Source organism: Micromonospora sp. NPDC049051 (assembly GCF_043197575.1).
Taxonomy (GTDB): Bacteria; Actinomycetota; Actinomycetes; order Mycobacteriales; family Micromonosporaceae; genus Micromonospora.
Window position 1 is genome coordinate 294363 of the sequence record NZ_JBICTL010000001.1, and the last position, 13882, is coordinate 308244.

The 13882-nt window shown below is 71.1% G+C and carries 14 protein-coding genes and 1 tRNA gene; 9 read left to right on the forward strand and 6 right to left on the reverse strand.

The genetic code is table 11. The features are described 5' to 3' along the window. Position 1: 1 nt before the first annotated feature. Complete coding sequence (locus ACGFIR_RS01415; protein WP_393005064.1) at positions 2 to 472, reverse strand: hypothetical protein; 471 nt, start codon at positions 470 to 472, stop codon at positions 2 to 4. Positions 473 to 571: 99 nt separating this feature from the next. After that, positions 572 to 859 (reverse strand): hypothetical protein, encoded by a 288-nt coding sequence (locus ACGFIR_RS01420; protein ID WP_393005062.1) that lies wholly within the window; start codon positions 857 to 859, stop codon positions 572 to 574. 602 nt (positions 860 to 1461) lie between these two features. Here ACGFIR_RS01420 and ACGFIR_RS01425 point away from each other — a divergent pair. The 3 genes from ACGFIR_RS01425 (at position 1462) to ACGFIR_RS01435 (ending at position 3140) form a co-directional block, all read left to right on the forward strand. Next, positions 1462 to 2343 (forward strand): helix-turn-helix domain-containing protein, encoded by an 882-nt coding sequence (locus ACGFIR_RS01425; RefSeq protein ID WP_393005060.1) that lies wholly within the window; start codon positions 1462 to 1464, stop codon positions 2341 to 2343. Further along, entirely contained in the window at positions 2313 to 2534 is a 222-nt protein-coding gene (locus ACGFIR_RS01430) for a DUF397 domain-containing protein (RefSeq protein ID WP_357866662.1), read from the forward strand. Before ACGFIR_RS01425 ends, ACGFIR_RS01430 begins: the two co-directional genes overlap by 31 nt. A 198-nt stretch (positions 2535 to 2732) precedes the next feature. Continuing rightward, positions 2733 to 3140 carry a hypothetical protein gene (locus ACGFIR_RS01435; RefSeq protein ID WP_393005059.1) on the forward strand — a complete coding sequence of 136 codons (408 nt, stop codon included), beginning with the start codon at positions 2733 to 2735 and terminating at the stop codon, positions 3138 to 3140. On the opposite strand, the gene ACGFIR_RS01440 is transcribed toward ACGFIR_RS01435, so the two are convergent. Continuing rightward, complete coding sequence (locus ACGFIR_RS01440) at positions 3108 to 3707, reverse strand: hypothetical protein (protein ID WP_393142608.1); 600 nt, start codon at positions 3705 to 3707, stop codon at positions 3108 to 3110. The genes ACGFIR_RS01435 and ACGFIR_RS01440 overlap by 33 nt on opposite strands. 216 nt (positions 3708 to 3923) lie before the next feature. Here ACGFIR_RS01440 and ACGFIR_RS01445 point away from each other — a divergent pair, with 216 nt between their 5' ends. Then, the gene (locus ACGFIR_RS01445; protein WP_393005055.1) at positions 3924 to 5786 is read left to right on the forward strand and encodes a S8 family serine peptidase; all 1863 of its coding nucleotides are present in this window, start codon (positions 3924 to 3926) and stop codon (positions 5784 to 5786) included. A gap of 70 nt (positions 5787 to 5856) precedes the next feature. Here ACGFIR_RS01445 and ACGFIR_RS01450 read toward each other — a convergent pair whose 3' ends face one another. The 3 genes from ACGFIR_RS01450 to ACGFIR_RS01460 all read right to left on the reverse strand — a co-directional run bounded on the left by ACGFIR_RS01450 (position 5857) and on the right by ACGFIR_RS01460 (position 7927). Next, positions 5857 to 6663, reverse strand: coding sequence for a WecB/TagA/CpsF family glycosyltransferase (locus ACGFIR_RS01450; protein ID WP_393005053.1), 807 nt, complete (start codon positions 6661 to 6663; stop codon positions 5857 to 5859). After that, entirely contained in the window at positions 6660 to 7775 is a 1116-nt protein-coding gene (locus ACGFIR_RS01455) for an NAD-dependent epimerase/dehydratase family protein (protein WP_393005051.1), read from the reverse strand. Before ACGFIR_RS01455 ends, ACGFIR_RS01450 begins: the two co-directional genes overlap by 4 nt. Positions 7776 to 7841: 66 nt before the next feature. Beyond that, positions 7842 to 7927: transfer RNA gene (locus ACGFIR_RS01460), tRNA-Leu, on the reverse strand. Positions 7928 to 8152: 225 nt separating this feature from the next. On the opposite strand from ACGFIR_RS01460, the gene ACGFIR_RS01465 reads away from it, so the two are divergent. From ACGFIR_RS01465 to ACGFIR_RS01485, 5 genes are read left to right on the forward strand one after another with little or no spacing between them, the layout of a single operon-like run. Next, on the forward strand, positions 8153 to 8941 hold the full coding sequence (locus tag ACGFIR_RS01465) for a DUF3662 and FHA domain-containing protein (RefSeq protein WP_088996759.1): 789 nt from the start codon (positions 8153 to 8155) through the stop codon (positions 8939 to 8941). Positions 8942 to 8945: 4 nt separating this feature from the next. After that, positions 8946 to 9431 (forward strand): FHA domain-containing protein, encoded by a 486-nt coding sequence (locus ACGFIR_RS01470; protein ID WP_393005049.1) that lies wholly within the window; start codon positions 8946 to 8948, stop codon positions 9429 to 9431. Continuing rightward, positions 9428 to 10864, forward strand: coding sequence for a protein phosphatase 2C domain-containing protein (locus tag ACGFIR_RS01475; protein ID WP_393005047.1), 1437 nt, complete (start codon positions 9428 to 9430; stop codon positions 10862 to 10864). Before ACGFIR_RS01470 ends, ACGFIR_RS01475 begins: the two co-directional genes overlap by 4 nt. Before the next feature lie 25 nt (positions 10865 to 10889). After that, the gene (locus ACGFIR_RS01480) at positions 10890 to 12380 is read left to right on the forward strand and encodes an FtsW/RodA/SpoVE family cell cycle protein (protein WP_393005045.1); all 1491 of its coding nucleotides are present in this window, start codon (positions 10890 to 10892) and stop codon (positions 12378 to 12380) included. Further along, positions 12377 to 13882: a peptidoglycan D,D-transpeptidase FtsI family protein gene (locus tag ACGFIR_RS01485; protein ID WP_393005043.1), complete on the forward strand. Its 1506-nt coding sequence runs from the start codon at positions 12377 to 12379 to the stop codon at positions 13880 to 13882. The genes ACGFIR_RS01480 and ACGFIR_RS01485 overlap by 4 nt, the downstream gene beginning before the upstream one ends.

A 13882-nucleotide genomic window follows, 5' to 3' on the forward strand; every position in this document is an offset into this window, starting at 1 on the left:
GTCACCACATGCGCCGTCTCGTCCCGACCATGCCCAGCCCGGCCAGTGAGATGGCCAGGCCGAAGATGCCGGACCAGAAGAGGGAGCGGCGGACGTCGTCCGGTGCGGGGCGGGCGGCGTGCGCGGTGTCACCCGGCGCGTCGGAGGGAACCCCGGTCCCGGCGGCGGCAGGTCCGGACCCGTCGGCCGCGCCGAGCGCGTCCCGTTCGTCCGGTCTGCCCAGGGCGTACGGGTCGTCGAGGTCGTCCGACGTGTCGTCGTACGACCAGTCGTCGTCGGGCGGGCCCTCGTCGACCACCGTGATCTCCGGCGCGGGCACCGGAGTGGTCAGTCGCGTGGTGGACGAGAGGGCGGGGTCGCGGACCACGACCACCATCGTGGTGGCGGCGCCGAACAGCGCCAGGAGTCCGAAGGCGTAGGCGATACGGGAGCGGTGGTGCCGCCGCGCGGCGGGCAGATTGACCATGGCCATCCCAGGTTCGGGGTCCTGGAGGCGCGGGGTGGAGCGTGCCGGGGTGGGCGTACCTCATCCTATGGCGACGGCACGCCCCACAGCTGCCGATCGCGCAGGTCAGCCCACCCGGACCGGGGTACGGGCGACGGGCCGGCGGGCCGTGCGCACGGTGTGCGGACGCGGCTCGGGGGCCGACCGCAGGTGGCGCAGCCCTTCCCGCTGGACGAAGATCGACCGCCGGCTGACCGCGTCCCCCGATGCGTTCAACTCGTAGCCTTCGAGCCAGATCCAGCCGTCGTAGGTCGGCCAGTCGAGCACCCGGATGACCCGGAACATGATGGGTCTGAGGAACTGGACACTCGCCGCGCGAGTCACGTGCAGTACGTCACCGGAGCGGGGAAGCACATGGGCTCCTGGGAAGGGTCGGCCGGCGGACGGGCCGGCGGTGAGGGTCGGGGGACGTCGATGGCCCGTGGCGGGTGGTGCCTCGTGGACCGGTGTCGTGGGTGGTGATGGTCGGGCCGTACCCGCTGGTGGCGGACCGCCACCCGACCAGCACCCGGCTGCTCCGGGTACCGCTCCCGCCGCCGCAGCCAACTGACGTGCAGCGGCGAGGTCATCAACCCGGGGCAGGTCTGGTTGTCGACTGTCGGGCGGCCCTACCGCCGCGCGGCCCGCAGACCGTGGGGTCACCACGGTGGGGAAGCGGACGGAGACGGTGAGTAGCCCGTGCCATACGGACAGAGTGCATCAGCGACGTGCTTCATGCAAGTTGCACGTCGACTTTTGCCGATACGTGAGCGGCTCGCGCAAACCGGCGCTTGAAGCCCTTCACGTCTGCCCTGCACACTGGGGTCCGGTTTCGCCCGTCGCGGCCGGCCGATGACCGGCACCACCCCACGCCGCGAACGACGCCCGCCGCACGACGGTCGCGCCCCTGGCGGGTGACGAGAGTGGCGCACGGCGATGCGGAGGTGGACCGGGGTGAGACCTGTCGAGGTGATCCCGTGAGCGAGCGGCGCAGCCCCACCATCCGACGCCGTCGCCTCGGCGCCGAACTGCGTCGGCAGCGGGAGTCGGCCGGGATAACCATCGAGGTGGTCGCCGAGCAGCTGGAGTGCTCGGCGTCGAAGGTCTCGCGGATCGAGACCGGCCACACCACGGCGACGCCGCGCGACGTGCGGGACATGCTGCGGATCTACGGCGTGGTGGGCGCCGAGAGCGACGAGTTGGTGCAGATCGCCCGGGAAGCGCGGCAGAAGGGCTGGTGGCACCCCTACAGCACGGTGCTCGTCGGCGCGTACGTCGGGCTGGAGGCGGCGGCCAGCTCGATTCGGGCGTACGAGCAGCAGGTGGTGCCCGGGCTGCTGGAGACCGAGGACTACGCGGGCGCGATGATCCGGGCCGCCCGGCCCGACTTCACGCCCGACCAGGTACGGCAACGGGTGCGTGTCCGTCTGGGCCGTCAGTCGTTGTTGACGCAGGATGATCCGGTCGATCTGTGGGTGGTGCTCGATGAGGCGGTGGTGAGCCGTCCGGTGGGCGGGGACGAGGTAATGCGTGACCAGCTCAAGCACCTGGTCGAGGTGGCGGAACTGCCGAACGTGACGCTCCAGATCCTGCCTTTCGAGGTGGGGGCGCACGCCGGCATGGACGGCACCTTCACGATCCTCAGCTTCCCTGAGCCCGGTGATCCGGATGTCGTGTACGCGGAGAATGCCACGGGTGGGCTCTTCCTGGAGAAGAGTGACGAACTGCAGAAGTACAGCTTCATCTTTGATCACATCCGAGCGGCGGCCATTCGTCCGGAGGAGTCCATCGCACACATCGCGAAACTGGCAGAGGAGCCGTTGTGGAAGTGGCGACCAAGGGGTTCCCCGTGGACCTGACGCAGGCGACGTGGTTCAAGAGCTCGAAGAGCGGGCCGAACTGTGACAACTGCGTGGAGGTGGCGTACGTGACGGGGGCGGTCGGCGTGCGGGACTCGAAGGACAAGACGGGCCCGGCCCTGGTCTTCGCCCCGGGTGACTGGCACGCCTTCGTCGCCGGCACCAGGGGCGGTGTGTTCGACAAGGGCTGACGGACCGGGATGCGACCGATGCCCCCGTCCGGCGATGGAGCCGGGCGGGGGCATCGTCGTGCCCGCCTCCGGGCCGGCCGCGAAGACGTGCCGCCGTCGGCGTCGCCACATCGGGTCCCGTGTCGTTGTACCCCTCGATACGGCGCTGGTCGACAACCCGCCGCACGGATCGGCAACCGAGCGAGGCAGGCGAGACGGATGACGACGATCGGGTCAGAAAACCTCACCAACGGGCCGGGCAAGCCGGAACGGTTCGGGGGCAAGTACCGGGGGGCACGCCGGGACACCGTCCTCACCGAGGTGGTGTCGACCGACACCGAGATCGGCGGCAGGGAGACCCCGGCCGCCCCGCCGGAGCAGTCCGGCCCGCCGCTCTCCCTGCCCTCGCTGGATCCCAACCCGCTGACCGAGCCGTCGTTCCCGACCGGCAGTTGGTCGGTGGAGCCGGCCGAGTCGCTGGTCGACCATCCGCTGCTGCGCGGGCTGCTGATGGAGTTGCCGCCAAAGGGCAGCGTCCCCCCGCCGGGCTGGCTCGACCGGTGGTTCGAGGCGACCCGGGCGATCCTGGAACTGCTATACGTGCAGGGCCCCGGCCGGTCGCGGTGACGCCGGCCGCGCCGGCACGGCCCGTTCGACGAGCCGGTTGTGTCGCAGCGCGTGCCGTACGCCGATGGCGGCGACGCCCAGCACGCCCACGGTGACGGCCGGGCCGGTCACGCCGGGCCGGGACAGCAGGTCCGGGACGCTCGCCGCGGCCACCGCCGGCAGGATCGCCAGGCCGGTGAGCTGCACCGGCAGCCCGATCAACGGGTGCGCGGCGGAGGCCCGCAGGCCGTGCGGCGCCGGGGTCCGCGACGCCGAGGAGAGCGCGCCCGCGCCGGCTCGCAGCCGGCGTACCCGGCGCAGCGTGCAGGCCGCGACCACGAACGCGGGGGCGGCGGCGAGGGTGAGACCGGCGGCCGCCCGGTCCGCCGGCGTCGCGCCGGCGCTGGAGAGCCCCGCGACCAGCACGGCGGCCGTCAGCCCCAGGCCGGTCAGCGTCAGGGCGAGCACCCATCCGGTACGCCGACGCAGGGCCCGGGCGTGATCCAGCCGGGGCAGCCCGTCCGCGAGCCAACCGGCGACGAGCCAGACGGCGGTCAGCGGCAGCAGGACGGCGAGGTGGTTCTCCATGACGGACAGCCTTGCCCGTTTTCGACGATCGTGAATCCGGGCCGGTCCCCGGTTCGTCCCGCAACCGTCTCCCCTAGGGGCCATCTTCCCGGTGTTATGGGCAAGTCGACATGTTTAAATTCCTCTTTACGTCCCCCTACCCTCAGCCTGATCGGCATTCATCGATTCACTCGTCACGAGCAGTGGACGGTCGGTGCCGGTCGGAGGGAGTAGAAGATGGGTCTTCCACGCAGGTCCGTACTCGTCGGGGTGGCCACGCTGGCCATGGTGGCCACCGCCGCCCCCGCCATGGCCGCCGAACCGGTGGGCACGATCCGCGCCGCGGGCGGTGCCACCGCCGTGGCCGACAGCTACATCGTCGTCTTCAAGGACAACTCGGTCGCCACCAGCAGCGTCGGTGACACCGCGCAGCGCCTGGTCGGCCGGCACGGTGGCGCCGTCGCCCGCACCTACGGCGCCGCACTGCGCGGCTTCGAGGTCAAGGTGAACGCCAAGGCCGCCGCCCGCATCGCCGCGGATCCCGCCGTGGCGTACGTCGAGCAGAACCACACCGTCTCCATCGCCGGTACGCAGACCAACCCGCCCTCCTGGGGCCTGGACCGGATCGACCAGCGGGCCCTGCCGCTGAACAGCTCCTACACGTACCCGAACACGGCGAGCAACGTGCACGCCTACATCATCGACACCGGCATCCGGTTCAGCCACAGCGACTTCGGCGGGCGGGCCGTCTCCGGCTACGACGCCGTCGACGGCGGCTCGGCCGACGACTGCAACGGGCACGGCACGCACGTCGCCGGCACCGTCGGCGGCTCGGCGTACGGCGTGGCCAAGGGCGTCCAGCTGGTCGGCGTACGGGTGCTGAACTGCTCCGGCAGCGGCACGAACGCCGGCGTCATCGCCGGTGTCGACTGGGTGACCGCCAACGCGGTGAAGCCGGCCGTGGCCAACATGAGCCTCGGTGGCGGCGCGAACACCTCGCTCGACACCGCCGTACGCAACTCGATCAACTCCGGCGTGAGCTACGGCCTGGCGGCGGGCAACGACTCCGGCGGCAACGCCTGCAACACCTCGCCGGCCCGCACCGCGGAGGGCATCACGGTCGGCTCGACGACCAACACCGACGCCCGCTCGTCGTTCTCCAACATCGGCACCTGCCTGGACATCTTCGCGCCGGGCTCGTCGATCACCTCGGCGTGGTACACCAACGACACCGCCACCAACACGATCAGCGGCACCTCGATGGCGACCCCGCACGTGGTCGGCGCGGCGGCCCTGGTGGCCAGCGCCAACCCGTCCTGGACGCCGCAGCAGGTCCGCGACTACCTGGTGAACAACGCCACCGACAACGCGGTGACCAGCCCGGGCACCGGCTCGCCGAACAAGCTGCTCTACGTCGTCAACGGCGACACCCCGCCGCCGACCAACGACTTCTCCGTCTCGGTCTCGCCGACCTCCGGCTCGACCGCGCCGGGCGGCTCGGTGACCGCCACCGTCGGCACCGCCACGACCAACGGCTCCGCCCAGTCGGTGAGCCTGTCGGCCAGCGGGCTGCCGTCCGGGGCCACCGCCTCGTTCAGCCCGGCCACCGTCACCTCGGGTGCTTCCTCGACGCTGACCATCAGCACCTCGGCGAGCACGCCGCCCGGCACCTACCCGGTGACCGTGACGGGCACCGCGACCTCCGGCAGCAAGACCGCGACCTACTCGCTGACGGTCACCGGCACCGGTGGCGGCTGCTCCGGCACCAACGGCACCGACGTCGCGATCCCGGACACGAACGTCGCGGTGAACAGCGCGATCGTGATCACCGGCTGTGCCCGCAACGCCTCGTCGGCCTCCACCGTCGCGGTGAACATCGTGCACACCTACCGCGGTGACATCGTCATCGACCTGGTCGCGCCGGACGGCTCGACCTACCGGCTGAAGAACAGCAGCTACTTCGACGGCGCGGACAACATCAACACCACCTACACGGCGAACCTGTCGAGCGAGGCGGCGAACGGCACCTGGCAGCTGCGGGTGCGCGACGCCTACTCGGGCGACACCGGCTACCTGAACACCTGGACGCTCACCCTCTAGTCCGGTGCGAAGGGCCCCTTCCCGTCGCGGGAGCGACGGGAAGGGGCCCTTCCTTGCCGGTGGCGCGGCGTCAGACCGCGAAGCTGGTGGGGCGTTCGGTGGCCGGGGCCGGCGGCCTCGCCTTCCACAGCCCCGTCTTCTGGCCGGCGAGCCGGGTCAGGTAGGCCGGGTTGAGGATCACGTAGCGTTTCCAGAGCCGCTTCGGCTCCAGGCCGAGGCGCCAGAACCACTCCAGGCCCGCCCGCTGCATCCACGGCGGGGGCTGGCGCAGCAGGCCGGCGTGGTAGTCGAAGGCCGCCCCGACCGCCATCAGCGGCATGTCCAGCAGCGGCCGCATGGCGTACGCGAAGACCTCCTGGCGCGGGCAGCCCAGCCCGACCAGCACGAGCCGGGCCCCGCTGGCCCTGATCCGGTCGGCGATCTCGACGTCCTCGCCCGGCTGCACCGCCCGGAACTTGGACGGCTCGATGCCGGCGATCTTCAGCGCCGGGAACATCCGCTCCAGCGCCGGGATGAGCTTCGCCAGGGTCTCCTCGGTCGAGCCGTAGAGGTAGACCGGCAGCCCCTCGTCGGCGAACCGGGAGAGCACGTGCAGGGTCAGGGTCGGGCCGTAGACCCGGTCGGTGAGCCCCGCGCCGTGCAGCAGGTTGAGCGCCCAGCGCACCGGCTGCCCGTCGGGAGTCACCACGTCGAAGGAGTTCAGCCGGGCGTTGTGCGCCGGGTCGAGCACCCCGGTCATCACGCCGTGCACGGCCAGCGCCGTCAGCGCCAGCGGGCGGCGTTCCTGCGCGGCCGCCACCACCTGCTCCGTCGCCGCGGCGTAGTCGGTGGCGTCGACCAGCACACCGAGGACGTTCCGCTTGCCCTTCCCGGTCATGACGCCGGCACCCACTTGTCGACGTTGGCCTCGTAGATCTCCCGCATGATCATGGGCACGTCGTAGACCTGCTTCCACTCGGGGTAGTCGGCCTGGAAGGCCTCGTTCGAGCCGATCCACCACTTGTGGTCGCCGATCCGGTTGGCCTCGACGTACTCGGTGACCATCTCCTGGCCGGTGATCTGCTCGGCGAGCGTGAACGCCTCGCGGTTCGAGGTGTTCGAGTGCCGTCCGCCGCCGAGGTTGTAGACCGCCGCCGAGCGCGGGTTGCGGAAGAACGCCTCGAACGCGGAGACCACGTCCGAGCTGTGGATGGCGTCGCGGACCTGCTTGCCCTGGTAACCGAAGATCTTGTAGGTCCGGCGCTCCATGTTGGCGCGCATGACGTAGCCGAGGAAGCCGTGCAGCTCCGTCGCGGAGTGCGCCGGGCCGGTCAGCGTCCCGCCCCGGAAGCAGGCCGTCCGCATGCCGAAGTAGCGGCCGTACTCCTGCACCATGACGTCGGCCGCCACCTTGGAGGCGCCGAAGATCGAGTGCAGGCAGGCGTCGATGGACATGTCCTCACGGATGCCCTGCTCGTACGGGTGCCCCGGCTCGATCTCCCAGCGGGACTCCAGCTCGACCAGGGGCAGGCTGTTCGGCCGGTCGCCGTAGACCTTGTTGGTGGAGCAGTGGATGACCGGCGCCTCGATGCAGTGCTCGCGCACGTTCTGCAGGATGTTGAGCGTGCCGGCGGCGTTGACGTCGAAGTCGGTGAACGGGTCGCGTACCGCCCAGTCGTGCGACGGCTGGGCGGCGGTGTGGATGACCACGGCGACGTCGGTGGCGTACCGCTCGAAGAGCTTGGCCAGCGCGGCCCGGTCCCGGATGTCGATGCTGTGGTGCGAGTACGCGGACCCCAGCTCGTCCGTCAGCCGCCGGACGTTCCACGCGGTGGACGCCTCCTCGCCGAAGAACTCCTGCCGCATGTCGTTGTCGATGCCGACGACCTCGAGACCGAGGCCGGCGAAGTGCCGGACCGCCTCGGAGCCGATCAGACCGCCCGACCCGGTCACGAACGCGACACTCACACGCCACTCCTGGTCCATCGGAGGCAGAAACCATCGGAGCATAGCGTGACGTACGGCACGCCCCGATACAGCGCGAGGGCCCCGCATCGCTGCGGAGCCCTCGCGTATTGGTGGGGAAGGGGGGAGTTGAACCCCCACGCCCTTTCGGGCACACGGACCTGAACCGTGCGCGTCTGCCATTCCGCCACTTCCCCGTGGCTTGACCTCGAACACTGTAGTCTGTGCCGGTCCTGCTGTCTCCAGCGGGCCCCGGACATCCTACCCGTCCCTGGTCGTTGTGCCGATCGGTTACCGTCCGAGGAGCGGTTACCGTTCGTGGCGGACGAAAGAGTAGCACGGCATTATCGGCCCGCCCGAACGGGCCGCCGTCAGACGGCCGAGCGGCGTGTGAGCTGCGCGCGCGCCGGCCGGATACCATCATGTCCTCGGGACCCGAGGAGGAGCCGGTGAGCGTGCTGCAACGCTTCGAGAAGCGTCTGGAAGGCCTGGTCGAGGGGGCCTTCGCCAAGGTCTTCAAAGGGGTGGTCCACCCCGTGGAGATCCTCAACGCCATGCAGCGGGAGGCCGAGGCGCACAAGGCGATCCTGGCCGGTGGGCGCACGTTGGTGCCCAACCGCTACGTGATCGATCTCTCGCCCTACGACCACAGTCGTCTGGCGCCGTACGCTGCCGCGCTGGCCCAGGAGCTGGCCCAGTCGCAGGCGGAGTTCATCGGCGAGCAGGCCTGGACGGTCTACGGCGACGTGATCGTCGAGATCGAACGCGGCGAGGGACTGGACACGGGGATGTTCCGGGTCACCGCCGAGGTCTACACCGGCGGCGAGGTCGCCCCGGTCTCGGCGCCCGGCTACGACGCGGGCCCGCCCGCCTACCCGGCGTACGACCAGGGTGGCGGCTACGGTCCGCCGCCCGGGCACGGCGGCGGCCGCAACGTGCGGCTGGTCTCCGGCGACGGGCGCACCTACCCTCTGCAGATGGGCTCGACCGTGATCGGCCGTGGCGACCAGGCCAACCTGCGCCTGCCCGACGTCGGGATCTCGCGGCGACACGCCCGGCTGGACTTCGACGGCGGCCAGGTCGTGCTGACCGACCTCGGGTCGACCAACGGCACCATGGTCAACGGCCAGCGGGTCTCCGCCGTCGCGCTCAACCCCGGCGACATGATCCAGCTCGGCACCACGACGCTGACCTTCCGCGTGGACGGCTGACCCCTTGCCGGAGCTCGTCATCACCGTCGCCCGGTTCGGGTTCCTCATCCTGCTGTGGATCTTCGTGTTCACGGTGGTCGGCGTGATCCGCCGGGACCTCTTCGCGGGTGCCCGGTCCGGCCGGCTGGTGGCCGCCCCCCGGGCGGTCGGCGCGTCGCTCGGGCAGTCGGCGAAGCCGGCGAAGACGAAGCGCGGCAGGGCCGCCCACCAGCTGGTGGTGACCGCCGGTCAACTGGCGGGCACCCGGATCACCCTCGGCGAAGCGCAGATCACCATCGGCCGCGCCGAGGACTCGACCCTCGTGATCACCGACGACTACGCTTCGGCACGGCACGCCCGTCTGGTGCCGCGCGACGGCCAGTGGTTCGTCGAGGACCTCGGCTCGACTAACGGCACATACCTGGATCGCGCTAAGGTCACCGGACCAACCCCCGTCCCCCTCGGCGTGCCGATCCGGATCGGCCGCACTTCTCTCGAATTACGGCCATGACTCTGACCCTGCGCTATGCGGCCCACAGCGACCGCGGTCTGATCCGAGACGGTAACCAGGATTCCGTCTACGCCGGGCCGCGGCTCCTCGCCGTCGCCGACGGCATGGGCGGCATGGCCGCCGGTGACGTCGCCAGCAACATCGTCATCGGTGCCATGGCGCCGCTCGACGAGGACGTCCCGGGTGACGCCCTCGTCGACGCGTTGCGTTCGGCCGTGGGCACCGCCAACCAGCAGCTCCGCGACACCGTGGACGCCAACCCCCAGCTGGAGGGGATGGGCACCACGCTCACCGCGACCCTCTTCTCCGGCAGCAAGCTGGGCATGGTCCACATCGGTGACTCGCGGGCCTACCTCCTGCGCAAGGGCGAGTTCGCGCAGATCACCAAGGACGACACGTACGTCCAGATGCTCGTCGACGAGGGCCGGATCAGCGCCGAGGAGGCGAGCAGCCACCCGCAGCGGTCGCTGCTCACCCGGGCGCTCGACGGCCGCGACATCGACCCGGAATACAGCGTCCGCCAGGTGCTCCCCGGCGACCGCTACCTGATCTGCAGCGACGGCCTCTCGGGCGTGGTCAGTGCAGAGACCATCGGCGAGACGATGCGCGAGTACGCCGACCCGCAGCAGTGTGTCGAGCGGCTGGTGCAGCTCGCCCTGCGCGGCGGCGGCCCGGACAACATCACCGTGATCATCGCGGACGCCACCGACCAGGACATCGTCGAGGCGAGCCCGATCGTCGGCGGCGCCGCCGCCCGCGACCGGGGCATGGCGACCTCCGCCGACGTCTCCACGCCGGCCGCCCGCGCGTCCGCCCTCTCCGCGCCCCGCCCGCCGGCCCCCGAGGAGCCGTCGGCCAGTGCCGACGACGAACCGGAGCGCCCGAGGCGCCGGCCGGTACGGGCCGCCGCCATGTCGCTGGCGTTGCTGGTCCTCGCCGGTGGTGTGGTCTTCGGCGGCTGGAGCTACACCCAGCGGCAGTACTACGTCGGCGCGACCGAGAACGGCGAGGTCGCGGTGTTCCGGGGCATCCGGGGCGAGATCGCCGGCATCGACCTGTCGACCGTGCACTCGACCAGCCCGGCGGAGCTGGAGGACCTGACGCTGGCCGCCCAGGAACAGGTCAAGCAGGGCATCCCGGCCAAGAGCGAGCCCGACGCCGAGCGCCGACTGGCCGAACTGACCAGCGACGACCCGTCGAACCCGAACCTCAAGCCCGTCTGCCCGCCGAGCCCGAGCGCCGTGGCCACCACCACCGACCCGACACCGACCACCGGCCCGGTGTCGCCCGCTCCGACCGTCAGCGCGAGTGCGAGCGCGCCGGTCAGCGGCCGGCCGAGCACGCCGGCCGCGCCGACCACCACGCCCGACGCCCCGCCCTCCGACACCGACTCGCCGGCGCTCGATCCCGCCGCGTGCCGGTCGCCGGAGTAGGCGCGGCTCGATCCGAGGACGTTCCGTGACCGCAGCGGCCATTCCGGCATCCTCGCCCGCAACCGTGGGCGAGCAACCCGGCGTACGCCTGGCCCGGTCCCGGCGCAACGCCGAGCTGTCGCTGCTGCTGGTGGCCATGGTGCTGGTGGCCGCGTACGGGGCGATGGTCGAGGCGAAGGTGCTCGACACGGTCACGGCCGACTTCTGGATGCCGGCCGCCGCGCTCACGGCGGTCTTCCTCGGCCTGCACCTGGTGATCCGGTTCCTGGCGCCCTTCGCCGACCCGGCCCTGCTGCCTGCGGTCGCCCTGCTCAACGGGATCGGGGTGGGCTTCCTGCGCCGGCTCGACCTGGGCAACGCGGCCCCGGCCGAGCGGGAGGACCTGGCCATCTTCGCCGGTACGGGCGGTCGGCAGTTGGCCTGGACGCTCGCCTCGGTCATCCTCGCCGCCGGCCTGCTCGCCCTCCTGCGTGACCACCGCTCGGTGTCCCGCTACGCGTTCACCCTGGGGCTGGCCGGGATCGTGCTGGTGATGATCCCCGCCGTGCTGCCCGGGCGCTTCTCCGAGATCAACGGCGCGAAGCTGTGGATCCGGGTCGGGGGTTTCTCGATCCAGCCCGGCGAGTTCGCCAAGCTGGCCCTGCTGGTCTTCTTCTCCTACTACCTGGTGCGCAAGCGCGAGGTGCTGTCGCTGGCGAGCCGCCGGTTCCTCGGCATCGACTTCCCCCGTGGGCGCGACCTCGGCCCCGTGGTCGTGGTCTGGCTGATCAGCGTCCTGGTCCTCGTCTTCGAGAAGGACCTGGGCACCTCGCTGCTCTACTTCGGCATGTTCGTGGTGACGCTCTACATCGCCACCGAACGGGTCAGTTGGCTGCTCATCGGTCTGGTGCTCTTCTTCGGTGGCGTCTACCTGGCGTACGTCCTCGGCGATCTGGTCGGCGGACCGTTCGCCAACTTCTACCTGCGCGCCCAGATCTGGCTGGATCCGTTCGCGGACCCCTACGAGGACGGCTACCAGCTCGTGCAGGGGCTGCTCGCGCTCGGCACGGGCGGCCTGTTCGGCGCGGGCCCGGGCGGCGGCCAGCCCGGCCTGCTGCCCGAGGTGCAGAACGACTTCATCTTCGCCGGCATCGGCGAGGAGATCGGGCTCTTCGGCCTGTCCGCGCTGCTCGTGGTCTACCTGCTGATCGTCGAGCGGGGGCTGCGGGCGGCGCTGGCGGTGCGCGACTCGTTCGGCAAGCTGCTGGCCGGCGGCCTGGCCTTCACCCTCGGGCTCCAGGTCTTCGTGATCGTCGGCGGGATCAGCAAGCTCATCCCGCTGACCGGCCAGACCACCCCGTTCCTCTCCGCCGGCGGTTCCTCGCTGATGGCGAACTGGCTGCTCATCGCGGTCCTGCTCCGGATCTCGGACGGCGCCCGCCGGCCCGTCACCGGCGTTGGCGGCAAGGCGGCCCGACCGTCCGGCGGCCCGCCGGAGCAACTGCACGGTGCACCCACGGAGGTGATCAGGCCGTGAACGCACCCCTGCGCCGCGTCGGCATCGTCGTCATGGTTCTCTTCGGCCTGCTCTTCGCGAACCTGAACTGGATCCAGGCATACAAGGCCGACGAGTACCGCACCAGCGACTACAACGGTCGGGTCCAGGTCGCCGAGTACGACCGCAAGCGCGGCAACATCGAGGCCGGCGGCACCGCGTTCGCGCTCAGCAAGGAGACCGACGGCGAGCTGAAGTTCCAGCGTGCCTACCCCGGCGGGGCGAGGTACGCGCACGTGCTCGGCTACAAGCCGGTCAACCTCGGCGAGACCGGCATCGAGAAGTTCGAGAACGACTTCCTGGCCGGCACCAGCGACCAGTTGATCGCCAACCGGGTCAAGGACATGTTCACCGGCGACCAGACCGGCGGCGGCAACGTGCTGCTCACCGTCTCCAAGCGGGCCCAGGACGTGGCCTACGAGCAGTTGCGGAACAACCGCGTCGACGCGTCCAAGGGGGCGGCGATCGCCATCGATCCGCGGACCGGGGCGGTGCAGGCGCTGGTCTCGATGCCCAGCTTCGACCCCAACCCGCTGGTCAGCCACAGCACCAACGAGGCGACGGCCGCGTACAACAAGCTGGAGCAGGACCCGGCGGGCCCGCTGAAGAACCGGGCCCTCGGCGAGGTGCTCCCCCCGGGCTCCACCTTCAAGATCGTGGTGGCCGCCGCGGCGCTGGAGAACGGCGTCGGCCAGGACACGAACATCCCGGCCGGGTCCAGCTACACCCCGCCGACCTCGGGCACCCCGATCCGCAACGCGGCGCCCTCGATCTGCCCCGAGGACGAGGTCACCCTGATGAACGCGGTGACCGAGTCGTGCAACACGGGCTTCGCGCAGATGGGCGTACGACTCGGCGCGGACAAGATCAAGGAGAAGGCCCGGCAGTTCGGCTTCGAGCAGGAGGACCTCACCGTCGGCCACCTCAACGAGGCCGGCCACCCGGTGGCGGCCAGCCGGACCGGCGACATGCAGAACCCGGACGGCAGCACCGACCCGGCCGCGTTGGCCCAGTCCTCGATCGGCCAGAACAACGTGCGGATGACCCCGCTCCAGGGGGCCATGATCGCCGCGGCGGTCGCCAACGACGGCAGCCAGATGCGGCCGTACCTGGTCCGCCAGCTGCTCGCCCCGGACCGCACCACCAGCTACTACACGGCCAAGCCCAAGGAGCTGCGGCAGCCGGTCAGCGGTCAGGTCGCCAGCGACCTGCGGGACATGATGGTCAGCGTGGTCAAGAACGGCACGGGCGGCAACGCGCGGATCAACGGCTACACGGTCGGCGGCAAGACCGGTACCGCCCAGTCCGCGCCTGACCGGCCCGACCACGGCTGGTTCATCGGCTTCGCCCTGGACAAGAACGGCACTCCGGTCTCCGCGGTCTGCGTGGTGCTGGAGCAGGCCGGCCCCGGCGGCAGCGCCGAGGCGGCCCGGATCGCCGGGCAGATCATGCGCGCCGCCATCGCCGACCCCGGAGGCCGCTGA